A 24407-nucleotide genomic window follows, 5' to 3' on the forward strand; every position below is an offset into this window, starting at 1 on the left:
TGCCTCCGTGCGCGCGTCCGTCCCTCTCCGCCGCCGGCCGTCAGAGGTCTCCGTCCTCCGGGAGCTCGCCCGCCACGACCAGCTCCGGCGGCAGCTCCGCGAACTCGGCGCGGGCTTCCGCGGGCAGCCCCGCGTCCGTCACCAGCACATCGACCTCGTCCAGCGTCGCGAACGAACTCAGCCCGACCGTGGCCCACTTGGTGTGGTCGGCGACCACCACGACCCGCCGCGCGGACCGCACGAAATGCCGGTTGGTCTCCGCTTCCGCCAGATTCGGGGTCGACAGCCCGGCTTCCACCGATATGCCGTGTACTCCGAGGAACAGCACGTCGAAATGGAGCGAGCGGATCGCGGCATCGGCGATCGGCCCCACGAGCGTGTCCGACGGCGTCCGCACCCCGCCCGTCAGCACGACCGTCGCGGCCCCCGCCCGGGGCGCCGCGCCGCCGCTGGCCGCTGCCCGCTGGGCGGTGTAGAACACATCGGCCACCCGGACCGAATTCGTGACCACGGTCAGATCGGGCACGTCCAGCAGCTGCTGCGCCAGGGCGAAGGCGGTCGTGCCGCCCGCGAGCGCGATCGCGCTGCCCGGCGCCGCCATCTGGGCCGCCGCCTTGGCGATGTCCTCCTTGGCGCTCAGCTCCAGCCCGGACTTCGCCTCGAACCCGGGCTCATGGGCGCTCGGCTCACTGACCGGCACCGCGCCGCCGTGCACCTTCTCCACCATGCCCTGGCGGGCCAGCGCGTCCAGGTCGCGACGGACCGTCATGTCGGACACGCTCAACTTGCGGGTGAGCTCATTGACCCGCACCCCGCCGCGTCGCCTGACCTCGTCGAGAATCAGGGCCCGCCGCTGCTCCGCGAGGAGGTTCTGGTTGTCGCTCACCCCGCCCGTCCCTTCCGCCCGGCTCGCCATGTCGGGTCGTACGCGCCGGCTCCCGCCTGCGATCACTGATGCCCTCATCCTCGCACGAGCCACTGACATCACCCCTGCCCCGCCGAACACCTTCCGGGCCGAGGCGGCCGGTGACGCCACTGGACGCCTCCCTACCGCCTGCCGCTCAAGGCACACCTGCCCCACGCGCCATGCGCGGATGTGCCGTCAGCGGGCCGCCACGCCGGTCCGTGGCGCGGTTCGGGTGGATGTGCCCTCGCCGGAAAGGGACAATCCTTGGTGCGCCGCACCGCGAGCGCCGGCCAACGACCACCACGCACAACGGCCACCACGTACAACGACCACCACGCACAACAGCCACCACACGCGACGCGTCACACACCACACACCAGACCACACCGCACGTGCACCGCGCCCGCCACATCGCGGCCGGCCGCGCCACACGGACATCGGGGGACACCAGTGGAGACCGCGGAACCCACACCGACCGACCCGCTCGAACGCGATCCGTCAACCACCCGCGCAGCCAAGCCGGTTGATCCACCGGCAGGCGCGCCTCAGCTCTCCCTGGAGCTGCTGGTGCACGGCGTGGGCGGTACCACCGCCCAGGACATGCTCGGTGATCCGCGGGTGCAGTTGATCACCGGGGACGACACCGCCGCCTGCTACCGGCGTACGGAGGATGCCGACGCCGAGGAGCGGCCCGGTGACTACCGGGGCGAGCCGGTGCGGGAGGCGTACTGCTGGTCCAACCTCACCTCGGGCAACGGGGCCCGCGCCCTGTGGCTGATCCTGGTGCCGTTCATGGTCGCCAACCTCGCGCACTGGATGCGCCCGGCCGCACCACCCGACCACCGGGCGCAGCGGATCTACGACCTGCTGGTGCGGATGCTCGCCCTCACCCTGACCGTCCTGCTCGCCGCCGCGGCCTGTGAGGTCGCCCTGGACCTCACGGCCTGGCAGTGCGCCGGAACCCCCGTCTGCGTGGCCGGGAAGTCCTGGCTGGGGTTCCTCAGCCCGGACAACGGCGGCTGGTGGAGCGCCCCCGGCCGGCGGCTGGCGCTCGCCTCCGTGGTGCCGCTGCTGGTCATCGGCTTCCTGTGGTGGCTCTCGCACTGCACCTGGAGCGCCTACGAATCCGCCTCGCCGCCCCCACGGGTGCCGGGCAGCTCGCGCTACACCCCGGACGCCGAACGCACCGCGCTGAGCCTGGAGGGCTTCTGGTACGGCCGCCGGCTGGTCGCCCGGCTGCGTGCCGCGCACACCACCGCGGGGTGCTCACCATCGCGGCGGTGCTGCTCGCCGCCGGGGCGAAGGCGGACGGGGCCGGAGGCCACTATTCCGTTCTCGCCGTCACCGGGCGGGTGCTGACCGCCCTGGTCGTCCTGCTCGCCGCGGCCACCCTGGTGGTCGTCTGGCGCACCGCGCGCAGTGAGGCCGCGCCGGACGAGGAGTCCGACCGGCTCGTCGTCCGCGCGCTGCCCTACGCCGCCCTCGTGGTGCTCGGGCTGATCGCCGTGCACTCCGCCTGGGCGCGGCCCGGATCGCACAGTTACGGGCCGCTGCCGGGCGCCGCGGCCTTCGGCGGCATCGCCGTCTTCCAGGCGTGCTGGTCCTCGCCCTCGCGCTGACCGCCTGGGTGCTGCAGCGCGCCGCCCGGGACGACGCGCGCACTGCCTTACGCGGCATGGGCGGCCCGGCCGTCGCCCTGCTGGCCTGCGCGGTCGGCGGGGTGCTCTCCGGGGGAGTGGCCCAGCGCTTCGCCGACTGGATGGACGGCGGGGCGACGCCGGGCCAGGCGCACGCGCCCATCCCGGGGCCGCCGGTGCTGCTGTCCTGGCAGGCCTCGGCCATCCCGGCCCTGCTGGTCGTGTGCGCGGTCGTCGCGGTGCTCGCCGCCGTCCGCGTGCTGATCGTCCGCCGCCGGGTCGCCGAGGACGTGCCCGGCCTCTACGACCCGCGTGAACACCCCGACCACCGCCGTACCCGGGCGATCGCCGGCACCATCGCCCGGGCCGGGCTGACCGACGCCGCGCCCGTCCTGGTCGCCGCCACCTCCGCGGTCACCCTCGTCCTCGGCGCGGGCGCGGTGGCCGGCGCCTGGCTGACCGACCGCGCGCCCGGCCGCGCCACCGAGGGCGCACCGCCCGTCCTGCACGCCGCCGCCGAGACCGCCGAGTCCCTCGGCTCCTGGCTGATGAGCGCCGGCGTCATACTGCTGCTCGCCATGGGGCGGCGCGCCTACCGGGACCACTCCGCGCGCCGCACCATCGGCATCCTCTGGGACGTCGGCACGTTCTGGCCGCGTGCCGCCCACCCCTTCGCGCCGCCCTGTTACGCCGAGCGCGCCGTACCGGACCTCACCTGGCGGATGGCCACCTGGACCGAGCGGTTCGACGGCCGGCTGGTGATCTCCGGGCACTCCCAGGGCAGCGTGCTCGCGGCCGCCGCCGTCTGGCAGCTGGACCTGGTCACCCGCAGCCGGGTCGCGCTGCTGACGTACGGCAGCCCGCTGGAGCGGCTCTACGGACGCTGGTTCCCGGCCTTCTTCGGGCCGCCCGCGCTCACCGGACTCCACCGCGAGATGGACGACTGGCGCAATCTGTGGCGGTTCACCGACCCGATCGGCGGGCCGATCCGGCTCACCTGTGAGGACGGCCGCCGGGTCGACGAGGGTCCGCTGCGCGACCCGCTCGCCTTCGGCCGTACGCTGCAGAACCCGCTGCCGGCCCAGATACTGGGCCACGGCGACTACCAGGCGGACCCGGTCTTCGAGACCGTCCGGGCCGAGCTGATCGCCCGGCTCGGGCCGGGGCTGCCGGGGATGCCGGAGCAGCGGCCGGCCGGCGGCCACCCCGACGGCCGCCCCGCTCAGGGCAGTTCGGGCAGGTCCTCGGCGTAGAGCAGGGTGAGGTCGTCGGTGCTCGGGTCGGTCAGCTGCGCCACCCGGCCCGCGTGCCGCTCGACCATCGCCTCGAACGTCTGCCGCGCGGTGCGGCCGTTGCCGAACGACGGGCCCTTCGGCAGCACGGTGAAGTACTTCAGCAGCGCCTCGCCGGCCCCCTCGGCGAGGTGGTACTCGTGCTCCTCGCCCTGCTGCTCGACGATCCGCAGCAGTTCCTCCGGGGCGTAGTCGCCGAACCTGATGGTGCGTGAGAAACGCGATGCCACACCGGGGTTGACCGCCAGGAAGCGCTCCATCTCGGCGGTGTAGCCGGCCACGATCACCACCACGGCGTCCCGGTGGTCCTCCATCAGCTTCACCAGGGTGTCGATGGCCTCCTTGCCGAAGTCCCGCCCGGAGTCCTCGGGGGAGAGGGCGTACGCCTCGTCGATGAACAGCACCCCGCCGCGCGCCCGGTCGAACGCCTCCTGGGTACGGATCGCCGTCGACCCGATGTGCTCGCCGACCAGGTCCACCCGGGACACCTCGACCAGATGGCCGCGCTCCAGCACCCCGAGGGCGGCCAGGATCTCGCCGTAGAGCCGGGCCACCGTGGTCTTGCCGGTGCCGGGGAGCCGGTGAAGACGAGGTGGCGGCGCACCGACGCGGCCTTCAGGCCGGCCTCCTGGCGGCGGCGGCCCACCTCGATCATGTTGATCAGGCTGCGCACCTCCCGTTTGACGCTGTCCAGCCCCACGAGGGTGTCCAGCTCGCCCAGTACCTCGTCGGACGGCCGGCTGTGCACGGCCGGCTCCGGGGCCGGGGTGGCGGCCGGCGGGGGGCTCTGCGCCGGGACGTTGCCCAGCAGTCCGGCGGTCTGCGTCGCATGCTGCACGGTGGGCGGGGTGCCGGTTCCGGGCGCGGGGACGGCCCGGCTCTCGTCGCTGGTGCAGTCCTGGACCGTCGGCCCGTCGCCCTGCCCGGCGCCGCCCTCGGCGAACTCGTAGCCGCCGCGCGCGCACCGCTCCGTACGGCACCGGGTCAGCGTCGTACGGCAGCCGTCGATCACGTGGAAGCCGAAGCCGGAGCTGCCGGTGACCCGGCAGCCGTGGAACGTGCCGCGCCCCTCGGCGGAGACGTAGAACCCGGCCTCGGCCGGCGAACTGACCGTGCAGCCCTCGATGGTGGGGTCCGCGCCCTTGGTGACGATCACGCCGGTCTGGGCGCCGTCGATGGTGCAGTTGGCGAGCGTGCCGCCGCTGCCGTGGTCGCGGAACCAGGCGCCGGTCGCGGCCTCCCGGATCCGGCAGTCGTCCAGCTGGACGGTGGCCCCGTCGCTCACCGACACCGCGGTGTTCCGCACCTGGGCGAGGTCGCAGTCCACCACGTCGGCCCGGGAGCCGCGGTCCAGGACGAACAGCGCGTCCGGTACGTCGTGGACCCGGGTCGCGTCCAGTACGGCGGTGGCGCCGTCGCTGACCCACACCGCCGGGTAGTCGCCCGTGCTGTCGTGGATCTCGCACTGGTTGGCGTCCACCCGTGTGCCCGGGTCCCATACGGACAGGCCGTTCCGCCCGAAGTGGCGCACCGTGCTGCGGGTCAGCGTCAGCACCGAACGGGACCGCAGATCGACCGCGTTCTCCGGGATGTCGTGGATGTCGCAGTCGGCGAGGGTGAGCACCGCGTCGGTGTCCAGGGTGACGCCGTCGGCCGAGGTGCGGTGGACCGTGCAGTCCGTGAGGTGGCCGGTGGCCCGCGCCGCCACCTGGATCCCGGTGCCCTTGATCTCGTAGAGCTCGCAGCCCACCGCCTCGACCGCGCTGCCCTCGCCGTTCACCGCCAGGCCCGCGCCCGAGGCGTGGTGGACCTTGCAGTTCTCCAGGCGGGGGTGGGCCCCGTCGCGGACCGTGACGCCCGCCTGGCCGGCGGCCATCACCTCGCAGTCCTCGAAGAGCCCGCCGGCGCCGTCCAGGACGCTGATGCCCACGCCGCCCGCGTTGTCGACGGTGCAGCGGCGGACCGTCGGGCGGGCCCCGCCGCGCACCTCGATGCCGGACGCGGACCGGGTCACCACCCGCAGCCCGGACAGCTCGGGGGCGCCGTCCTCCACCAGCAGCGCGGGCGCGGCCGAATCGGTGGCCTCCAGATGGAGGTCGTGCACGCTCGCCGACGCCCGTATCGTCAGCGCCACCCCGTCGGGCGGCGCGATCCGCACCGAGCCGCGCGACCCGTCCGCACCGCGCAGCGTCACCGCGCGCGCCAGGACCAGGTTCTCGCGGTACGTTCCGGCCGGGACGGTGAGCACATCACCGTCCCCGGCGGCCTCCAGGGCTGCGGCGAGCGAGCTGTACTCCCCTGTACGGCGCCGCCACCGCGACGTGCCGGAGTGCGTCACCTGGACCGAGCCCTGTGCCATGGCGCTGTCGTGTCCCCACTTCGTGCGGCTGATGTCGGCCCGGCACCCTCCGTCCGCGGATGTCCGCATTCGGGTCCGCCGGGCCCCAGCCGGGAGGCTGGCGCCACCACCGTAGCGCGCCCGGAGGGCGGCAGTTGACACGGTCAGATGCTGGTCAGCCGCCGCGGCCGGCAGCCTCAACTCCCGGCGTCCGCCCGGCCCCAGGTCTGGCCCGCGCGCTCCCACTCCTCGTCCCACCGGCGGAAGCGACGCGCCATCAGCTGCCCGACGAGCAGCCGGCGGGCGGCCTCGATCAGTCCGCCGGCCGCGGCGGTGGTGCCCAGACCGGCCAGCACCGCATGCGTACCGGCCGTGCTGACGTCCATCGGGCGCGGCATCACCCGGCCCCGGCCGTCCGTCCAGATCCGGAACCCGTCGCCGGGCTCCACCGGATGCGGCGCCGCGATCTGCCCGATGTGTGGACCGCCGTCGACGGCGGTCCAGCGGGCGATGACCCGGAGGTGCGCATCGCGCTGCGACGACGTCTCGGGATCGGGGTCGAGCGGGGCGCCGGAGACCAGCCGGTCGACCGTGACCCGGACCAGATGCCGCTGCTGGTGCTGCAGCCGTACGGTCTCCAGCAGGGCGCCGTGCGCGGCCCGACCGGTGAACCAGCCCGCCAGGGGCGCCGCGAGGACGATCAGGAGCGCGGTCGTCAGGGCCGCCCAGGCCTCGATCCGGTCCGTACGGCGCCGCAGCGGATTCCGCCGCCAGCGCCAGACTCCTGTCATCGCGCGCATCGTCGCCCCTCTCGTGTCCGTTGAATACCGCATCCGGGGCGGTCCACGCGAGGGTTGTGCGAAGAGAGAGCAACATCACGCCCAATGGAAAGCAACGTCCGGCCGCGGCCGGAAGGGGGGTGCGGCCGTGCGGCACGGGCCCGCCGTACGGCGCCGGCGGGGTCAGCGCAGCCGGACGGCCAGGGTCACCTCGGCCCCCGGCATGCCCGTCCCGGCCGGCCCCGAGGCGACCGAGAAGCGGTCCGCCACCAGGCGCGCCAGCCACAGCCCGCGCCCCTTCGGCGCGCCGTCCAGACCGGGCAGCAGCTCGGGGATCACCGCCTCGCTGAACCCGGGGCCGGTATCGCTGATCCGGCACTCCAGTTCGTCGCCGATCCGGCGCAGCACCAGCCGCCCCGAGCCGCCCGCGTGCTCCACGGCGTTGCCCGCGATCTCGTCGACGGCGAGCACGAATTCGCCCCGCCGGGGCTCGCCCAGGCCCTCCCGGGCGGCGCACTCCTCGACCAGCAGCCGCAACTGCGGCAGCAGCCGGGCGGTGAACCGCCGCTGGAGCAGCCGGCGCCCGGCCCCCTCGACCGGGTCCGCCGGATCCGCGTTCACCACGGCCGTACCACCTCCTCCCAGGCCAGCCGCGGCAGTTCGTCGCCGCCCAGCCGGCGCAGCATCCGGCGCTGCCCGCGGTCGCAGCGCACCTCGACCACATCGTGGCTCACGGCACCGCGGGCCAGCATCAGCAGGCCGACGGCGCAGCCCACCGACAGGAAGTGCAGCCCGGTCAGATCCACCGTCAGCCGCCGGGCCGGTGCGGTGTGCGCCAGCGCGAGCTGCAGCGCCCGGGTGAAGGCGTCCTGCCGGGCGGCGTCCGCCTCACCGACGAAGCGCAGCGCGCCGTCCGGCTCGCGCCCCCAGCGCAGGCTGCCCAGCCGCTCCAGCAGCGCGCGCGGATGCGCCCGTTCCATGGCGGTGAGCACCGCGGGGGCGAACCGGCGGCGGTCGTAGGCGCAGATCTCGGTGTACGGGCGGCCGGCGAAGAGCGCCTCGGCGCCGGTCTCGCGGTGCATCATCGTCTCGACGCCGGCGCCGAGCGCGCGCACCCAGCCCATGTCGATGAACGCCCGCAGCCCGGCGTACCCCTCGGCCGTCGCGCGGTCCGTCTCGGCGTGCAGCCGGCCCATCTGGCGGGCGGCGGTGAACTCCGCGTCGGGGTGGATCACTTCGCGCATGCAGCTCACCACCAACTGCCCGCGGCGGCGGGCGCGTACCGTGCTGCGGCTGGGGAAGTCGATGCGGGCCAGCACCTCTTCCTCGGGCACGTCGGGGGAGGGCAGCACCAGGACCTTCTCGCCGCGGGCCAGCCCGAGCCGTACGAACGCCGTGACCACGTCCCAGCGCACCTCGTCATTGCCGTAACTCACAAAGGCGTGGTCCCCGGGGCGCAGCTGCTGGACGGGAAGGAGATGGTCGCTCCAGGGGTCGTATGCAGGCATCGACACGCAGCTCTTCGTCTCCCGTCGCCCTCCGCCGGCGGCGGGCGCGACCGGGTGAGGGCCGCGCCGGCCCGTCAGTCGAGTATCTCGAACGGGTCGCCGATCCGGATCGTGCCGACGCCGCGGGGTACCAGGTTCTGGCCGAAGACCAGGCGGTCACCGAAGCGGCGGTGCCGGGCGAGGGTGCGCAGCGGTTCCTTGCCGCGCTCCGCGGTGAGCTGGTCGGTGGTGGTGACGACACAGCGGGAGCAGGGCTTGACGACCTGGAAGTCCACTTCGCCGATCCGGACCCGGCGCCAGTCGTCCTCCGCCCAGGGCGCCGTGCCGTCCACCACCACATTGGGCCGGAAACGGTTCATGGGCAGGGGACCCTCGTCGGCGTGGTCGCCCTGCGCGATGAGGGAGTTGAGGGCGTCGAGCGAGGACGTCGTGGTCAGCAGCAGCGGGAAGCCGTCCGCGAAGCTGACCGTGTCACCGGGCTCGGAGTACTTCGGATCGACCGGCCGGCGCTTCTCGGGCAGGTCCAGGTACATCAGCCGGCACTCGACGCCCAGATACGCGCTGAACCACTCCGCGGCGGCGGCACCCGCGGGCACCGCCTCGACCACGTCCCGCCAGACCTCCACCGGGAGGGTCCCGGTGTACTCGGGCACCTCGACCGTCAGCGGCTCCCTGCCGGGCGCGGTGAGGCGGAGGCCGCCGCCCGGCAGCCCCTCGGCATGCGCCAACGCCAGCGTCGGCTGCTGCCGCTGGGTGATCTGCCGGCGCTCGGCGTCCACCAGCAGCCACCGTCGGTCCCCGGCGAGCCCCCACGGCTCCACGACCGCCTCGCCGGGACCGGACCCCGCAATGGATTTGACCGGATAGAGATGGATCGACTGGAGCGCAGGCTTGAGCATGCGTTCCATCCTGCCAGGCACCTCTGACAGCGGATCCGGTGACCGGGTCAGTACCCGCGCGGATACTGCCGGCCGTACGGATCGTCGTACGCCGGGGCCGGCCGGGGCGCGACCGGCGCGGCCGGCCGCATCGCCTCGTAGCCCGTGCCCATGCCCGGGGCCGGGCGCTGGGGTTGCGGCGCCTGCTGCGGCTGGTAGCCGCCGCGGGCACCCGCCTGCTGGGGGATGTAGGGCGCCGGCGCCTGCTGCAGCGGGGCGACCGGATGCGAGGCGGCAGCCGGGTAGCCCTGGGCGGGCGAGGAGTGGGACGGAGCGGCCGGGAGTGCCGGCAGCGCCGAGGGCAGCGCCGGCAGATACGACGAGCCCGTGTCGTAGGGCGAGGGGTTCACCCTGATCGGCGCGATCTGCGGCGTGCCGCGCTCGGCCACGAGGCTGTCGTAGATCGGGGTGTCGGGGAAGGAAGGCGAAGCGTAGTAGCCGCCGCCGTAGGTAGAGCGGGGGGAGGTCATGCGTCATAAGTTAAGCCCACGATGTGTCGATTGGGGAGCCTGAAAAGAAGGTTGTTTTACGTGTGCGGAGTGGCCATGGATCCCCAATGCGAGCGAACTTGGGAAAATCGGTCGCGATCGCCCGTTGGATTCGTGTAAAGACCTCGCTTCTCGCGGGTGAACAACGGACGTTCGGCGCGGTTCGGGGCACGTTAGGTTGAGGAATGCCGCGCCGATCGGTGGGTGTGCCCCCACGCACGCGGCACGGCGGACGAGAGGAAGGCGCAGCATGTCGATGCCCAAAGGCGGCAACGTTCCGGTCCCGGCCCCGGCGGTCCGGGTGGAACTGGGCTGGCGGGCCGGCCCCGGCACACCGGACGTCGATGCCTCCGCGCTCCTCCTTTCGTCCGGAAAGGTCCGTGACGATGGCGACTTCGTGTTCTACAACCAGCCCGTGCACGCCTCCGGCGCGGTGCGCCACGAGGGCAAGCGCGCCGCGGACGGCGCCCTGACGGACGGCCTGACCGTGACCCTCGGCGCCGTGGAGCCGGCCGTCGACAGGGTGGTGCTGGCCGCCTCCGCCGACGGCGGCACCTTCGGGAGCGTCCCCGGGCTGCACATCCGCGTACGGGACGCGGCCGACGGCACCGAGCTCGCGCGGTTCGACAGCCAGGACGCGACCACGGAGACCGCGTTCGTGCTCGGGGAGCTCTACCGGCGCCAAGGGGCGTGGAAGTTCCGCGCGGTCGGGCAGGGTTACGACAGCGGACTCGCCGGTCTGGCCACCGACTTCGGCATCAGCGTCGAGGAGCCGCCCGCGGCTCCGGCCGCCGCCCCCGCGGCGCCCGTTCCGCCGCCCGCCGCGCCCCCGGCCGCGGCGCCCGCGCCCCCGGTCGCGCCGCCCCCCGCGGCCTTCGCGCCCCCGTTGCCGGACGGTCAACCGGCGGCGTCAAGGGCGTACCCGCCGGGGCAGCCCGCGCCGGTCCCCGTGCCCCCTGCCGTTCGTCTGACAAAGGTCACCCTCACGAAGGAGGCCCCCGCCGTCTCGTTGACGAAGCAGGGCGGCACCTCCGGGGTGATGCGGGTGAACCTCAACTGGAGCGCCGGCAGCGCCGGCAAGCGGCTGACCCAGAAGCTCGGCCGCAAGGCGATGCAGGCCATGGGCGCCCGCGGCGCCCTGCTGCCCCCGTCCGGCGAGCTGGACCTCGACCTGTGCGCGCTGTACGAACTCACCGACGGCGCGGCCGGGGTGATCCACCCGCTGGGCAACAACTTCGGCGCCCTGCACGCCCCGCCGTACATCCAGCTCGACGGCGACGACCGCACCGGCGCGGTCGCGGCCGGCGAGAACATGACCATCAACCTCGACCACCAGGCGCGCATCAAACGCATCCTGATCTTCGTCACCGTCTATGCCGGCGCCCGCACCTTCGAGGGCCTCGACGCGACGGTCACCCTCCAGCCGCAGCACGGCGCCCCCGTCGACTTCACGCTCGACGCCTGCACGGTCCCGTCCAACGTCTGCGCACTGGCCCTGATCACCCACTCCGGCGGCGAACTCGTCGTCCAGCGCGAGGCCCGCTACCTCGTCCCCCAGCCCGGCGTCAGCCCGCAGCGCACCGTCGACCACGCCTACGGCTGGGGGCTCAACTGGTCGCCGGCCAGCAAGTGACCGCACACCGGCGGGCGCGGCTCACGGCGCCCCGTACGTCCGGCCCTTCCAGGCCGCGCCGCGCCCCCGGTAGTGCTGCACCGCCGAGTCCACGGTCATCAGGAGGTAGAGCAGCGCCGTGAACGGGAGCAGGGGCGCGGTCCACAGCGGCTGACCGTAGTAGCGCAGCATCGGCAGGTACGTCCCGCACATCACCGCCCAGGCCGCCCCGCCCAGTGCCGCGAGCACCGCCCCACCGCCGGCCAGCCCCGCCACCAGCGCGACCGGCGGCGCGAGATAGACCAGGGCCAGCCCCAGGACCGTGCCGAGCAGCAGCAGCGGCTGGTGCAGCAGCTGGGCGTACGCGCTGCGCGAGACCATCCGCCACAGCTCGGCCAGCCGCGGATACGGCCGCACGCTGTCCACCCGGTCCGCCAGCCCCAGCCAGATGGCGCCGCCCGACCGCTGCACCGCCCGCGCCAGCGTCACGTCGTCGATCACCGCGTGCCGGATCGCCTCCGGGACGCCCGCCCGCTCCGCCGCCTCCCGCCGCAGCAGCACACAGCCGCCGGCCGCCGCGGCGGTCCGCGCCCCCGGCCGGTTGACCCGGCGGAACGGGTACAGCTGCCCGAAGAAGTACACGAACGCCGGCACGATCAGCCGCTCCCACCACGTCACCACCCGCAGCCGCGCCATCTGGGACACCAGGTCCAGGTCCGCCGACCGGGCCGCCGCCACCAACTCCCGCAGGCTGTCCGGGGCGTGGGCGATGTCCGCGTCGGTCAGCAGGAGGTAGTCCGGCCCGGTCCGCTCCCGCGCGAGCGCGATCCCGTGCCGCAGGGCCCACAGCTTCCCCGTCCACCCCGGCCCGGGCTCCCCGGGCGAGGTGACCGTCAGCGGCAGCCCGCCGCGCGCGGCCGCCAGCTCCCGCGCCAGCGCGCCGGTCCCGTCGCTGCTGCCGTCGTCGACCAGGAACACCTCCGCCCGGCCCGGGTACTTCTGGCCCAGCAGCGAGGGCAGGCTCGTGGGCAGCACCGCGGCCTCGTCCCGCGCCGGCACCACCACCGCGACCGACGGCCAGCGGTCCGGGTCCCGGCGCTCCGGCAGCCGGACGTCGGTCCGCCAGAAGAAGCCCTGGCCCAGCAGCAGCCACACCCAGGCCAGCAGCGACCCGGCACCGATCCACTCCATCGCTCCCACGGCCGCAGTCTGCCCCACCGGCCCCCGTGCCGGACGTCCCCGACGCCGCCCCGCCCGGACGTGTCCCGCCCCGGACGGGCCCGCCGTGCGGGCCACTCGCTCGCCGGGCCGGTATGACAAGTCGGACCCGCCGCCCGGTAAAGTGTCCGGGTGAAGATCGCGCTGATGGACTCCGGAACCGGCCTGCTCGCGGCGGCCGCGGCCGTACGGCGACTGCGGCCGGACGCCGATCTGGTCCTCTCCTCCGATCCCGACGGCATGCCCTGGGGCCCGCGCACGCCCGAGGACGTCACGGCACACGCCCTCGCGGTGGCCCGGGCGGCCGCCGCGCACCGCCCCGACGCGCTGATCGTCGCCTGCAACACCGCGTCCGTCCACGCCCTGCCCGCGTTGCGCGCCGAACTGGAACCGGCCGTCCCGGTCATCGGCACCGTCCCGGCCATCAAGCCCGCCGCGACCGGCGGCGGCCCGGTCGCCATCTGGGCCACCCCCGCCACCACGGGCAGCCCCTACCAGCGGGACCTGATCGAACGCTTCGCGCGCGGCGTGGACGTCACCGGCGTCGCCTGCCCGGGGCTCGCCGACGCGGTCGAGCAGGCCGACGAGGCCGCCATCGACGCGGCCATCGCCGTCGCCGCGGGCCGTACCCCGCGCGACGTGCGGGCCGTCGTCCTGGGCTGCACCCATTACGAGCTGGTCGCCGAACGCATCCGCGCCGCCCTCCAGCAGCCCGGCGCCCCGGCGCTCGTCCTGCACGGCTCGGCCGAGGCGGTCGCCGCCCAGGCGCTGCGCCGTATCGGTGCCGAGCCGGCGCCCGCGGCCACCCCGGCCGGCGGACTCACCGTCCTCCTCAGCGGCCGTACGGCGGACCTCCCGGCCGCCACGCTCGCCTACGCCGAGGGCCGGCTGCTGGCGCGGTCCCGTACGGACACCGCCGGGGCGCTGAGCGGCTGAACCGGGCGTTCGACACCCTGCCGCAGCGTGTGAAGACGCGTACGCTGCGTCTCATGAGGGACCACCCCCACGAGGGGGCAGCAGCCCCCGGCGCAGACGGCAGCACGGACGGCGGTAGCGACGGCACCGGCCGGCCGGCGGGGCCGGGACGCGTGCCCAGTGGCGCGCACGCGGAGATCCCCGAGGTCTGGCACGGCAGCGCCACCAACCGCATCCAGTGGCTGCTGGCCGCTATCGGGGCGGCCTGTCTGGCACTCGGCATCGAGCTGGCCGTCGACAGCAGCTGGACCTCCGGTCTGGCGCCGCTGGTGATGGCGGTGGTCGGCTGTGTCGCGGCCGGCCTCCTGGTGCTGTTCGGCACGCTCGCCTTCGTCCACGTCGCGGTCCGGGTCGACAAGGAATGCCTGGAAGTGCGCTGCGGCCACATCGGTGTGCCGCGCCGCCGGATCCCCCTCGACACCGTCGTGGGGGCCGAGTTCGCGCCCCAGGTCACGCCCCGCCACTGGGGCGGCTGGGGCTACCGCTGGCGCCCGGACCAGGGCACGGCGGTGGTCGTCCGCCGCGGGGAGGCCGTGGTCCTCCGGCTCGGCGACGGGCGCACCTTCACCATCACGGTCGACGACGCCGAGGGCGCGGTCCGGGCCGTCCGCGGCCGATTGCGGCCGCGGAAGGGGAGCCCGGCGGGCGCCTGAGCCTGCCCTGGGGCGTGCGGAGCGGACCGTGCCGCGGGATCGGGGAGCTCTCCGGGACGTCCCGTAGGGTCGGAGCATGGCAACCCCCGAATTCATCCGTGACCTCCGGAGCTCCATCGGCCGGCAGCTGCTGTGGCTGCCCGGGGTGACCGCGGTCGTCTTCGACGACGAGGGACGGGTCCTGCTGGGCAAGCGGGCCGACACCGGCGGCTGGTCGGTGATCGGCGGCATTCCCGAGCCCGGTGAGCAGCCCGCCGAGACCGCGGTGCGCGAGGTCTATGAGGAGACCGCGGTACGGGTGGTCCCCGAGGGGGTGGTCCTCGTCGAGGCCATGCCGCCCACGCGGTACCCCAACGGCGACGTCTGCCAGTTCATGGACGTGACGCTGCGCTGCCGCGCGGTCGGCGGCCGGGCCCGGGTCAACGACGACGAGTCGCTGGAGGTCGGCTGGTTCGCCATGGACGCCCTTCCCGAGCTGGACACGTACGCGCTGACCCGCATCCACCGGGCCGTCGCGGCCGGCCCGACGTGGTTCCACGGCATGGCGGAAGAGGACTAGAGAGGACCAGGGAGGACCAGAAGGGCGGCCTGCCCGGAAGACCGGCCCCTACAGCTCCTCCGTCGAGGGGTCGTCCATCGGGGCGGAGGGATCACCGGGCAGCGGGGGCAGCTGGGAGCCGTCCGGGGCGTCGGGCTCGTCCGGCCCGCCGGGGGCGTCCGGTCCGGTGTCCTGGTCGTCCGCCTCCTCCGTGTGCATCTCCCGCTCGTTCTTGCTGCAGGCCGAGATCCAGGTGCCGGTCGGCCCGCTCTCGTAGTGGCAGAACCAGCCCCGTACGGACAGCGTGCCGCGGTCGTCACCGGCCTCCCGCGGCGCCCGCAGGAAGAACTCGGTCATCACGCCCCGGGCCTCGGCGCACGGCACCGTGCCCGCGGCCGTCGGATCCGCGTACAGCGCCACGTCCCCCTCCTGGCCCAGCGCGTCGTGCAGCCGCCCGCAGCTCACCGGCTGACCGGGCACAGCCGGGGAGCCCTCGCCGGTGCGCTGCGGACCGGGCCCGGTGGACGACGAGCGGGTCCCGTCGCCGTCCTCGTCCGCGCAGCCCGCCGCGGTCAGCGCGAGCAGCACGGTCGGCACGGTGATCAGCCTCCGCATGTGGGACTCCCTCGTGGCGGCGGTGCAGGCGGCGCGCTGCGTCGTACGACGCTAGGAGCCCGGCGGGGGCGCGGCGAACCGGAGCGGCCGATCAGGTGATCCGGCGCGTCGCGCCCGCCCGCTTCCCGGCCCGCCGTCCTGCGCCGGCCACCCGGGTGGCCGGGCCCCATGTCCCGCCCGCGAACTGTGGTGCCGCGGCACATCGGTGCCCCGCCCGCCCCTGCCTAGGGTGCGGGCATGACCACGATCGGCACCCCGGGCCCGGTATCCCTCGACCTCGGCGGCCGCACCGCGCTCGTCACCGGCGCGGCCGGCGGCATCGGACGCGCCTGCGCCCTGCGGCTGGCGGCGGCCGGCGCCACGGTGCGGGCGGTCGACCGGGACGCCGCCGGCCTGGAAGCGCTGGCCGCGGACCTCCCGGACGGCACCGGCGGCAGCATCGAGCCGCGGGCCCTCGACCTGACCGACCTCGACGCCGCCGAGCGGGCCGCGGCCGGCACCGACCTGCTGGTCAACAACGCCGGCCTGCAACTCGTGCGCCCCATCGAGGAGTTCCCGCCCGAGGTCTTCCACCAGGTGCTGACCGTGATGCTGGAGGCACCCTTCCGGCTGCTGCGCGGCGCCCTGCCGCACATGTACGAGCGGGGGTGGGGCCGGATCGTCAACATCTCGTCCGTGCACGGGCTGCGGGCCTCACCGTTCAAGTCCGCCTATGTGGCGGCCAAACACGGTCTGGAGGGCCTGTCGAAGACCGCCGCCCTGGAGGGCGCCCCGCACGGCGTCACCAGCAACTGCGTCAACCCCGGCTACGTCCGCACCCCGCTCGTCGAACGGCAGATAGCCGACCAGGCCGCCGCGCACGGCATCCCCGGGGAGCGGGTGCTGGCCGACGTCCTGCTCGCCGACGCGGCCGTCAAGCGGCTGCTCGAACCGGAGGAGGTCGCCGAGGCGGTCGCGTACCTGTGCACCCCGCAGGCGTCCTTCGTGACGGGGGTCTCGCTCACCCTGGACGGCGGCTGGACCGCGCACTGACGGTCCAGGGGCGGCAGCGGCGCCAGGGGAGACACCCCGCGCCCCTGGCGCACGGCGACGACCCGAAGGTATCCCTGTGACCATGCCCACCGATCCGTCCCCGTCCGCGCCAGCCACCGAACCGGCCCCGTCCCCGTCCGCCACCGAACCGGCCGAGGCCCCCTTCCTCGCCCTGCTCGCCGCCGACGCCCCCGCGGAGGACTACGAGCGGCCGGTGCTGCGCGCCCGTGCCGAGGGTGCCGCGCCCGGCCGGCTCGCCGCCCTGGAGCGGGCCAAGCGCCAGGCGCTCCGGATACGCACCGAACTGGAGGGCCGCCGGCGGCGCGAGGCCGAACTGTCCGCGCTCTACGCCACCGCGCACGACCTGGCCGGACTGCGCGACCTGGACGCCGTCCTGCGGGCCATCGTGCGCCGGGCCCGCTCCCTGCTGGGCACCGAGGTCGCCTACCTCACCCTCAACGACCCGGCCGCCGGCGACACCTACATGCGGGTCACCGACGGTTCGGTCTCCGCGCGCTTCCAGCAACTGCGGCTCGGCATGGGCGAGGGACTGGGCGGCCTGGTCGCGCAGACCGCCCGGCCGTACGTGACCGACAGCTACTTCCACGACGGGCGGTTCCGGCACACCGGCACCATCGACGCCGGGGTCCGCGACGAGGGCCTGGTGGCGATCCTGGGCGTGCCACTGATGCTGGGCAGCGGGGTCATCGGGGTGCTGTTCGCCGCCGACCGCCGCGAGCGGGTCTTCGAACCCGGCCAGATCGCCCTGCTCGCCGCCCACGCGGCGCACGCCGCGGTCGCCCTGGACACCGCCCGCCTGCTCGCCGAGACCCGTAAGGCGCTCACCGAACTGGAGGCGGCCAACGAGATCATCCGCGACCGCAGTGCGGTCATCGAGCGCGCCTCGGACATCCACGACCGGCTGACGGAACTGGTGCTGCGCGGCGGTGGCGTGCAGGACGTCGCGGCCGCGGTGGCCGAAGTGCTGCACGGCGAGGTGGAGTTCACCGAGCCCGCGGACGCCCCGGCCGCCGCCCTGGACCGCTCCCGCGCCGACGGGCACGCCGTACGGGACGGTGCCGACTGGGTCGCGGCGGTATCGGCGGGCGGGGAGGTCCTCGGCGCGCTGGTCCTGCGCGGCCACCCGGCCCTGGACCCGGTCGACCAGCGGACCCTGGAGCGGGCCGCCGTGGTCACCTCGCTGCTGCTGCTCGCCCGCCGGACCGCGGGCGAGGCCGAACAGCGGGTCCGCGGCGAGCTGTTGGACGACCTCCTGGACGCCTCCGGGCGCGACCCCCGGCTGCTGCGGGAACGCGCCGCCCGGGTCGGCGCCGACCTCGACGCACCGCAGGTCGTCCTGGCCGCCCGGGTCGACGCCCCCGCCGCCCAGGACGTCGCCGGCGACCGGCGGCGCCTGTGGTCGGCGGCCTCCCACCTCGCCGCCACCGGGCACGGCCTGGCCGCGGTCCGCGAGGGCGGGGCCGTCCTGCTGCTGCCGCTCGGGCCCGACGGCGATCCGGCGCGGCACGCCCGGGAGATCGCCGCCCGGCTGGGCGCCGCGCTCCACGTACCGGTCACCGTCGGTGCCTCGGCCCCGGTCCCGGCTCCCGCCGGACGGCCCGCGGCGGTCGCCGACGCGTACGCGGAGGCCCGGCGCTGCCGGGAGGCGCTGCGGGTGCTGGGCCGGGCCGGTCAGGGCGCGGCCGCCGCCGACTTCGGTTTCCTGGGACTGCTGCTCGCCGACACCCGCGACGTCGACGGGTTCGTGCGCCGTACGCTCGGCGTGGTCGCCGACTACGACGCCCGCCGCGGGACGGAGCTGCTGCGCACACTCCAGGCGTACTTCGCCTGCGGGATGAGCCCGGGCCGCACCAAGGACGAGCTGCACGTCCACGTGAACACCGTCGCGCAGCGCCTGGAACGGGTGGGCCGGCTGCTGGGACCCGACTGGCAGAGCCCGGCGCGCGCCCTGGAGCTCCAACTGGCGCTGCGGCTGCACCAGCTCTCGTCCGCGGTGGAGCACGGCAGCGAGCGGTAGCGGCGCGGCGAAGCGGGGGCGGCACGGCGAACGGGCCGGAGGCGGTGGACGGGCCGGTGGCGCGGGCGAAACGGAGGAGTAACGGGCCCGTCGCTCCGGGTGCGCCCCCGTATGGCGTGCGGCAGCCTGGATCCGGAGCCCTCCATTCCGCGAGTGCTCCGTACGTCCCGTGGCTTCTCCGCCCGTCCGCGGACCACGGGTCACAGATCACGCACGAAGGAGTTGGACATGGCCGGCAAGGGCGCCAAGGACAAGATGAAGGGCAAGGCCAAGCAGGTCACCGGCAAGATCACCGGTGACGACCGGCTGAAGGCCGAAGGCCGGATGGAAGAGGCCAAGGGCAAGGCCAAGGACACCATGGACGACGCCGGGGAGAACATCCGCGGCACCAAGGAGTCCCTGAAGCGCAGGACCGAGCGGTCCTGACGTCCGGCGGGGGCGCGGCGGGCGAGCTTGCCCCGTCTCCCGGAGCGTCCCACGGCCCGCCGCGCCCCCGCCGCACATCAGACCCCCACCTGCTGCCCGTCGCCGGCCCTGCCGGAGGCGGGCCGCGGCCCGTCCTCCGCCACCGCCGCCAGGTCCCGGCTGCGGGTCTCCCGGGCCACACCCACCGCGACCAGGGTCAACAGGGCGGCCGCGATGACGTACAGCGCGATCGGCGCCGGGCCGCCGAAGTCGGCGAGCAGCGCGGTCGCGATCAGCGGGGCCGGCGCACCGGCGGCGACCGACGCGAACTGGGCCCCGATCGAGGCGCCCGAATACCGCATCCGGGTCGCGAACATCTCCGCGAAGAAGGCCGCCTGGGGGGCGTACATCGCGCCGTGGAAGAACAGCCCGACGCCCACCGCGAGCAGCAGCGGACCGAACCGGCCGGAGTCCACCAGCGCGAAGAACGGGAACGCCCAGGCGCCGACGCCGGCCGCGCCCAGCAGATAGACCGGCCGGCGCCCGATCCGGTCCGAGAGCGCGCCCCAGGCGGGGATCACCGCGAAGTGCAGCGCCGAGGCGATCAGCACCGCGTTCAGCGCGGTCTGCTGCGCCACTCCGGCGTGCGAGGTCGCGTAGACCAGCACGAACGCCGTGAGGACGTAGTACGAGATGTTCTCGGCCATCCGTGCGCCCATCGCGATCAGCACCTCGCGCCAGTGGTGCCGGAGCACCGCGAGCAGCGGCGGCTTCTCCGCGCGGGTGGCCGCCCCCTGCGCCCGGCGGGCCTCGGCACGCTCCAACGCCGCCCGGAACACGGGCGATTCGTCCACCGACAGCCGCATCCACAGCCCGACCAGGACCAGCACGCCGGAGAGCAGGAACGGCACCCGCCACCCCCAGGCGGCGAACGCCGCGGCCGGCAGCAGCGCCGTCATCAGCGAGAGCACGCCGGTGGCCAGCAACTGCCCCGCGGGCGCCCCGGTTTGCGGCCACGAGGCCCAGAACCCGCGCCGCCGTGCATCACCGTGCTCCGACACCAGCAGCACCGCGCCGCCCCACTCACCGCCCAGCGCGAACCCCTGGACCAGCCGCAGCACGGTCAGCAGCACCGGCGCCGCCGTACCGATCGTGGCGTGTGTCGGCAGCAGCCCGATCGCGAACGTGGCGCCGCCCATCAGCACCAGGCTCAGCACCAGCAGCTTCTTCCGGCCCAGCCGGTCGCCGAAGTGCCCGAAGACCAGCGCTCCGACGGGCCGCGCGGCGAACCCCACCGCGTAGGTCAGGAACGCCAGCAGGGTCCCGACGAGCGGATCGGAACCGGGGAAGAACAGCTTGTTGAAGACCAGCGCGGCGGCGGATCCGTAGAGGAAGAAGTCGTACCACTCGATGGTGGTCCCGATCAGGCTGGCGGCGACGATGCGCTTGAGGTCGGCCGGTGGTGGGGGAGCGGTTGCTGCGCGGGCCATGTGCACCACTTCCGAAAGGCTACGGGGACGTCGATGTGTCGCCACACCGTAGGAACGCGCAGGTCAGTGGCACATGTGGTGGGACGCCATAGTTCCGGGCGCGGGGGTGCGCGTGCGCACCATGAGGGCCCGGCCGCGTCCATCACCCGAGCAGTCTGGCGGAAGGGACGATGCTGCCAGGAGCGGCACCCGCGACCCGGCAGCGCCGTGGTCCGCGCCGGCCGCCCCGCCGGAGGGCGCTGTACCGCGGAACGATCACCGGTTAGGCTCCCCCGGCGCACAAGGGGCGCGAATCAGCAGGTGGGGGAAGTGGGGGACATGGACGGCGAATTCGACAGATCCGAGACCGGATCGATGACCGTACCCAGGACCGGACCCGAGAAGGGGATCAACGCGGGAGCCCAGGCGCTCGCGGCGGTGGTGCTGGTCGGGGGACTCGCGGGGGGCATGTGGGTCATGGCGAAGGACTCGGGGCAGGAGGTCGAGGAGGTCAAGCCGGCCGCCTGCTCGGCCGACCACGAGGCCGCCCGGCCGTCGAAGCGTGTTTCGGGCGCGCAGCTGTGCACGGCGCTGAACCGTTCGGACCTGCCGGAGCTCCTCGGTACACCGGCGGAGCGTGCGGAGTCCGCTGACGGCAGCGAGAGCTCGACCAAGCTCGCCGGGGGCACGACGTTCGTCACCCCCGAGGCCAAGGTCACGCTGAAGACCTACACCGTGCAGCTCTCGGCGTCCTACGACGACTTCACGGTGGCCGGGATGGCCGGACTCCTGGGCAGCGCGGCGGAGAAGCGAACGGTTCTGGGGCGTCCCGCGGTGCTCTCCTCGGACCGGACCATCGCCATCCGGTTCCGGTTCGACGGCGGCAAGCCCGGCAAGGCCGACACCGCGCCCGGCGGCATCGCCCGCCGCCTGCAGGTCGCCAGGAACGCGAAGGACGGCGGCGGCTCGTTCGAGGTCGTCGTCTGGCGGCAGGACGAGGGGATGCCCGATGACGCGGCGCTGCTCCGCGTCGCCGAGAAGGTGCTGCCGACGATTCCGGGCTGGGACGCCGGGCCGACGAAGCCGCGGCACGGCTGACGACACCGCGGCACCGCTTCCGGGATGCGGGGCGAGCGGGGGAGGCCGACCCTGGGACCAGGGCCCGGAGCCGACGAGGAGCGGCGAGCGGAGCGAGGAGGAGCTCACGTGGCGGATCGTGCGCAGCACGGCGCGACGTCGCCGCCCGGGGCTCGGACCCGCATGTCCGAGGAGGCCTTCCGCGCCCTCTACCGCCGGCTGCGCGCACAGGCGCGGGACGGCACGGATCCCGGGCGCGGCGCGCTGGGCCACCTCACCCCCGAGCGGGTGGTGGCCGCCGCCACCGAGGTGCGCGCCGGCCGGACCGTGTCACTGGCCGCCCCCATCGAGACCACACCGGGGCCGGACAACCCGCAGCCCGCCGCGCACCGGATGACCGCATCCGCCCCCGGCGAAGCCGGCGCCCCGGGACTGCACTTCGCCCTCGACCGGTTCGCCATGAACGTCCACGGGGACGCCGACAGCCACCTCGACGCGCTGTGCCATGTGATGTACGACGGCGAGCTCTACGGCGGTGTCCCGGCGAGCAGCGTGACGCCGGACGGGGCCGGCGCGCTCACGTCGGAGCTGGTGCGCGACGGCATCGTCGGCCGCGGTGTGCTGCTGGACGTCCCGCGCCTGCGCGGGGTGCCGTGGCTGGAGCCCGGCGACCACGTGACCGCCGACGACCTCATGGCGGCCGAGGAGGCTCAGGGCGTCACGGTCGGACCGGGCGACCTGCTCTTCGTACGCGTCGGGCACCGCCGCCGGCGCCGGAGCCTCGGCGCCTGGGACGCGGCGCGGCGGCGGGCCGGCCTGCACCCGGCGGCGATGCGCTTCCTCGCCGAGCGGCAGGTGGCCGCCCTCGGGTCGGACGGCAACAACGACACGGCTCCCGGCGCGGTCGCCGAGGTCCCGTTCCCGGTGCACGTACTGGCCATGAACGCCCTGGGGCTGCACCTGATGGACTACCTGAACTTCGAGGAACTGCTACCGGTGTGCGAGCAGCTGCACCGCTGGCACTTCCTGTGCGTGGTCGCCCCGCTGCGGTTCCCGGCGGCCACCGGGTCCCCGGTGAACCCGATCGCCGTCCTGTGAACCCGATCGCCGTCCGGTGACCGGGCCGGGACGCGGCCCTTCGAGCGACCCGCTCCGGGTGCCGCGCCGCCCCCGGGCGTATACGTTCGAAGAAGCGGAGAAGGCTACCGGCAGGTCCCGGCGGCGGCCGGGGACCGCGACGGCAAGGACGGTGGTCGCGTGAGCGGCTCCTCCCACTACGACGTCATCATCATCGGCACCGGCGCCGGCGGCGGCACGCTCGCCCACCGGCTCGCCCCCTCAGGCAAGCGGGTGCTGCTCCTCGAACGCGGCGGGTACCTGCCGCGCGAACGCGACAACTGGGACTCCACCGCCGTGTTCGTCAAGGCGAAGTACCGGGCCCCGGAGTTCTGGCTGGACCGGCACGGCAACACGTTCCCGCCCGAGGTCAACTACTACGTCGGCGGCAACACCAAGTTCTACGGCGCGGCGCTGTTCCGGCTGCGCCCCGAGGACTTCGGCGAGCTGCGCCACCACGACGGCGTCTCGCCCGCCTGGCCGCTCCGCTACGAGGACCTGGAGCCGTACTACACCCAGGCGGAACACCTCTACCTGGTGCACGGCCGGCACGGCGAGGACCCCTGGGAAGGGCCGTGCAGCGCACCGTACGCCTACCCGCCGGTCGCACACGAGCCGCGCATCCAGCAGTTGAGCGACGACCTGGAGAAGCGCGGACTGCACCCCTTCCACCTGCCCATCGGGGTCGACCTCACCCAGGACGAGAACGGGCGGGCGGCGCCCTCCAGTGTCTGCATCCGCTGCAACCGGGTGGACGGCTTCCCCTGCCTGGTCCGGGGCAAGTCCGACGCCCAGGTCATCTGCGTCGAACCGGCACTGCGGCACCCCGGTGTCGAGCTGCTCACCCATGCCCGGGTGACGCGGCTGGAGACCGATCCGACGGGGTGCAGCGTCACCGCGGTCGTCGCCGAGCTCCCGGACGGGGAGCAGGCCCGCTTCTCGGCCGACATCGTGGTCGTGGCCTGCGGGGCGGTCAACTCCGCGGCCCTGCTGCTCGCTTCGGCCAACGACCAGCACCCGCACGGGCTGGCCAACAGCTCCGACGTGGTCGGCCGCCACTACATGCGGCACAACAACCTCGCCCTGATGGCGATTTCCAAGGAGCCCAACGACACCCAGTTCCAGAAGACCCTCGCCCTGCACGACTGGTACCTGGGCGCGGACGACTGGGACTACCCCCTCGGCGGCATCCAGATGCTCGGCAAGTCGGACGCCGAGCAGATCCACGGCGAGGCCCCGCGCTGGGCCGGCGCGGTGGTACCGGACATGCCCTTCGAGGTCCTGGCCCACCACGCCGTCGACTTCTGGCTGTGCGGGGAGGACCTGCCGCGGCCGGACAACCGGGTCACCCTGGACGCCGACGGCCGCATCCACCTCGCCCTCGACGAGACCAACAACATCGCCGGCCTGACCCGCCTGCGGCACAAGCTCCAGCATTTGCTCGGCCACCTGGGCATGCACGAGCACCAGCTGCTGTCCCACAGCATCTACCTGCACAAGGGCATGCCGATCGGCGCCACCGCCCACCAGGCGGGCACCGTGCGGTTCGGCGACGACCCGGCCTCCTCGGCCCTGGACATTCACTGCAAGGCCCACGACCTGGACAATCTCTACGTCGTCGACACGAGCTTCTTCCCGAGCATCGGCGCGGTCAATCCGTCCCTGACGGCCATCGCGAACGCCCTGCGGGTGGGCGACCACCTCCTCGCGCGGCTCGGCTGACCGGCCCACGGCGACGCGCCTCCGACCGGGCGAAGATCGTCAGTCGGGCA

19 protein-coding genes and 2 pseudogenes are annotated in these 24407 nt (G+C 74.4%); 11 read left to right on the plus strand and 10 right to left on the minus strand.

From position 1 onward, the window contains the following. Window positions 1-40: 40 nt before the first annotated feature. Window positions 41-886 (minus strand): DeoR/GlpR family DNA-binding transcription regulator, encoded by an 846-nt coding sequence (locus tag OJ254_RS21685; RefSeq protein WP_265363658.1) that lies wholly within the window; start codon window positions 884-886, stop codon window positions 41-43. A gap of 471 nt (window positions 887-1357) precedes the next feature. Here OJ254_RS21685 and OJ254_RS21690 point away from each other — a divergent pair. Then, window positions 1358-3797: pseudogene (locus OJ254_RS21690) on the plus strand (COX15/CtaA family protein). On the opposite strand, the pseudogene OJ254_RS21695 reads toward OJ254_RS21690, so the two are convergent. The 6 genes and pseudogenes from OJ254_RS21695 to OJ254_RS21720 form a co-directional block, all read right to left on the minus strand. After that, window positions 3767-6195: pseudogene (locus tag OJ254_RS21695) on the minus strand (right-handed parallel beta-helix repeat-containing protein). The pseudogenes OJ254_RS21690 and OJ254_RS21695 sit on opposite strands and share 31 nt — an antisense overlap. Before the next feature lie 176 nt (window positions 6196-6371). Beyond that, window positions 6372-6965 (minus strand): Rv1733c family protein, encoded by a 594-nt coding sequence (locus OJ254_RS21700; protein ID WP_265363659.1) that lies wholly within the window; start codon window positions 6963-6965, stop codon window positions 6372-6374. 171 nt (window positions 6966-7136) lie between these two features. Beyond that, entirely contained in the window at window positions 7137-7577 is a 441-nt protein-coding gene (locus OJ254_RS21705) for an ATP-binding protein (protein ID WP_423835932.1), read from the minus strand. Then, window positions 7571-8461, minus strand: coding sequence for an MEDS domain-containing protein (locus OJ254_RS21710; protein ID WP_265365258.1), 891 nt, complete (start codon window positions 8459-8461; stop codon window positions 7571-7573). The genes OJ254_RS21705 and OJ254_RS21710 overlap by 7 nt, the downstream gene beginning before the upstream one ends. 74 nt (window positions 8462-8535) lie before the next feature. Then, the gene (locus OJ254_RS21715; RefSeq protein WP_265363660.1) at window positions 8536-9360 is read right to left on the minus strand and encodes an MOSC domain-containing protein; all 825 of its coding nucleotides are present in this window, start codon (window positions 9358-9360) and stop codon (window positions 8536-8538) included. A gap of 47 nt (window positions 9361-9407) precedes the next feature. Then, window positions 9408-9869, minus strand: a complete 462-nt coding sequence (locus OJ254_RS21720; RefSeq protein WP_261952687.1) for a DUF6643 family protein — start codon at window positions 9867-9869, stop codon at window positions 9408-9410. A 268-nt stretch (window positions 9870-10137) separates the two neighbouring features. Here OJ254_RS21720 and OJ254_RS21725 point away from each other — a divergent pair, with 268 nt between their 5' ends. Beyond that, the gene (locus tag OJ254_RS21725) at window positions 10138-11520 is read left to right on the plus strand and encodes a TerD family protein (RefSeq protein ID WP_265363661.1); all 1383 of its coding nucleotides are present in this window, start codon (window positions 10138-10140) and stop codon (window positions 11518-11520) included. Between the two features lie 21 nt (window positions 11521-11541). On the opposite strand, the gene OJ254_RS21730 is transcribed toward OJ254_RS21725, so the two are convergent. After that, a complete protein-coding gene (locus tag OJ254_RS21730; protein ID WP_265365259.1) occupies window positions 11542-12690 on the minus strand; it encodes a glycosyltransferase in 1149 nt (382 codons plus the stop codon). 159 nt (window positions 12691-12849) lie between these two features. Between OJ254_RS21730 and OJ254_RS21735 the strand changes: the two genes are divergently transcribed. The 3 genes from OJ254_RS21735 to OJ254_RS21745 all read left to right on the plus strand — a co-directional run bounded on the left by OJ254_RS21735 (window position 12850) and on the right by OJ254_RS21745 (window position 14904). Continuing rightward, window positions 12850-13653 carry a glutamate racemase gene (locus tag OJ254_RS21735; RefSeq protein ID WP_265363662.1) on the plus strand — a complete coding sequence of 268 codons (804 nt, stop codon included), beginning with the start codon at window positions 12850-12852 and terminating at the stop codon, window positions 13651-13653. 53 nt (window positions 13654-13706) lie between these two features. Beyond that, window positions 13707-14345 carry a hypothetical protein gene (locus tag OJ254_RS21740; protein ID WP_265363663.1) on the plus strand — a complete coding sequence of 213 codons (639 nt, stop codon included), beginning with the start codon at window positions 13707-13709 and terminating at the stop codon, window positions 14343-14345. A gap of 76 nt (window positions 14346-14421) precedes the next feature. Continuing rightward, a complete protein-coding gene (locus OJ254_RS21745; RefSeq protein WP_265363664.1) occupies window positions 14422-14904 on the plus strand; it encodes an NUDIX hydrolase in 483 nt (160 codons plus the stop codon). A 48-nt stretch (window positions 14905-14952) separates the two neighbouring features. Here OJ254_RS21745 and OJ254_RS21750 read toward each other — a convergent pair whose 3' ends face one another. Then, window positions 14953-15498, minus strand: a complete 546-nt coding sequence (locus OJ254_RS21750) for a hypothetical protein (protein WP_265363665.1) — start codon at window positions 15496-15498, stop codon at window positions 14953-14955. A 237-nt stretch (window positions 15499-15735) separates the two neighbouring features. On the opposite strand from OJ254_RS21750, the gene OJ254_RS21755 reads away from it, so the two are divergent. The 3 genes from OJ254_RS21755 to OJ254_RS21765 all read left to right on the plus strand — a co-directional run bounded on the left by OJ254_RS21755 (window position 15736) and on the right by OJ254_RS21765 (window position 18994). Continuing rightward, a complete protein-coding gene (locus tag OJ254_RS21755) occupies window positions 15736-16530 on the plus strand; it encodes a 3-hydroxybutyrate dehydrogenase (RefSeq protein ID WP_265363666.1) in 795 nt (264 codons plus the stop codon). Window positions 16531-16612: 82 nt separating this feature from the next. After that, window positions 16613-18568 carry a helix-turn-helix domain-containing protein gene (locus tag OJ254_RS21760; protein ID WP_265363667.1) on the plus strand — a complete coding sequence of 652 codons (1956 nt, stop codon included), beginning with the start codon at window positions 16613-16615 and terminating at the stop codon, window positions 18566-18568. A 228-nt stretch (window positions 18569-18796) separates the two neighbouring features. Further along, the gene (locus OJ254_RS21765; protein ID WP_265363668.1) at window positions 18797-18994 is read left to right on the plus strand and encodes a CsbD family protein; all 198 of its coding nucleotides are present in this window, start codon (window positions 18797-18799) and stop codon (window positions 18992-18994) included. Window positions 18995-19071: 77 nt separating this feature from the next. Here OJ254_RS21765 and OJ254_RS21770 read toward each other — a convergent pair whose 3' ends face one another. Beyond that, window positions 19072-20463 (minus strand): MFS transporter, encoded by a 1392-nt coding sequence (locus OJ254_RS21770; protein ID WP_265363669.1) that lies wholly within the window; start codon window positions 20461-20463, stop codon window positions 19072-19074. A gap of 354 nt (window positions 20464-20817) precedes the next feature. Here OJ254_RS21770 and OJ254_RS21775 point away from each other — a divergent pair, with 354 nt between their 5' ends. From OJ254_RS21775 to OJ254_RS21785, 3 genes are all read left to right on the plus strand, one after another. Continuing rightward, entirely contained in the window at window positions 20818-21540 is a 723-nt protein-coding gene (locus OJ254_RS21775) for a DUF6215 domain-containing protein (protein WP_265363670.1), read from the plus strand. A gap of 162 nt (window positions 21541-21702) precedes the next feature. Then, window positions 21703-22617, plus strand: coding sequence for a cyclase family protein (locus OJ254_RS21780; protein ID WP_265365260.1), 915 nt, complete (start codon window positions 21703-21705; stop codon window positions 22615-22617). A 159-nt stretch (window positions 22618-22776) separates the two neighbouring features. Continuing rightward, on the plus strand, window positions 22777-24357 hold the full coding sequence (locus tag OJ254_RS21785) for a GMC oxidoreductase (RefSeq protein ID WP_265363671.1): 1581 nt from the start codon (window positions 22777-22779) through the stop codon (window positions 24355-24357). The last annotated feature ends 50 nt before the right edge of the window (window positions 24358-24407 follow it).

The sequence above is a fragment of the Streptomyces endophytica genome (genome assembly GCF_026153355.1).
GTDB classification, from domain to species: Bacteria; Actinomycetota; Actinomycetes; order Streptomycetales; family Streptomycetaceae; genus Streptomyces; species Streptomyces endophytica.

Coding starts and splice junctions, on each gene's coding strand:
- OJ254_RS21700 (WP_265363659.1), bottom strand. CDS start 6,965: ATGACAGGAGTCTGGCGCTGGCGGCGGAATCCGCTGCGGCGCCGTACG.
- OJ254_RS21710 (WP_265365258.1), bottom strand. CDS start 8,461: ATGCCTGCATACGACCCCTGGAGCGACCATCTCCTTCCCGTCCAGCAG.
- OJ254_RS21715 (WP_265363660.1), bottom strand. CDS start 9,360: ATGCTCAAGCCTGCGCTCCAGTCGATCCATCTCTATCCGGTCAAATCC.
- OJ254_RS21720 (WP_261952687.1), bottom strand. CDS start 9,869: ATGACCTCCCCCCGCTCTACCTACGGCGGCGGCTACTACGCTTCGCCT.
- OJ254_RS21725 (WP_265363661.1), top strand. CDS start 10,138: ATGTCGATGCCCAAAGGCGGCAACGTTCCGGTCCCGGCCCCGGCGGTC.
- OJ254_RS21730 (WP_265365259.1), bottom strand. CDS start 12,690: ATGGAGTGGATCGGTGCCGGGTCGCTGCTGGCCTGGGTGTGGCTGCTG.
- OJ254_RS21740 (WP_265363663.1), top strand. CDS start 13,707: ATGAGGGACCACCCCCACGAGGGGGCAGCAGCCCCCGGCGCAGACGGC.
- OJ254_RS21745 (WP_265363664.1), top strand. CDS start 14,422: ATGGCAACCCCCGAATTCATCCGTGACCTCCGGAGCTCCATCGGCCGG.
- OJ254_RS21750 (WP_265363665.1), bottom strand. CDS start 15,498: ATGCGGAGGCTGATCACCGTGCCGACCGTGCTGCTCGCGCTGACCGCG.
- OJ254_RS21755 (WP_265363666.1), top strand. CDS start 15,736: ATGACCACGATCGGCACCCCGGGCCCGGTATCCCTCGACCTCGGCGGC.
- OJ254_RS21760 (WP_265363667.1), top strand. CDS start 16,613: ATGCCCACCGATCCGTCCCCGTCCGCGCCAGCCACCGAACCGGCCCCG.
- OJ254_RS21765 (WP_265363668.1), top strand. CDS start 18,797: ATGGCCGGCAAGGGCGCCAAGGACAAGATGAAGGGCAAGGCCAAGCAG.
- OJ254_RS21770 (WP_265363669.1), bottom strand. CDS start 20,463: ATGGCCCGCGCAGCAACCGCTCCCCCACCACCGGCCGACCTCAAGCGC.
- OJ254_RS21775 (WP_265363670.1), top strand. CDS start 20,818: ATGACCGTACCCAGGACCGGACCCGAGAAGGGGATCAACGCGGGAGCC.
- OJ254_RS21780 (WP_265365260.1), top strand. CDS start 21,703: ATGTCCGAGGAGGCCTTCCGCGCCCTCTACCGCCGGCTGCGCGCACAG.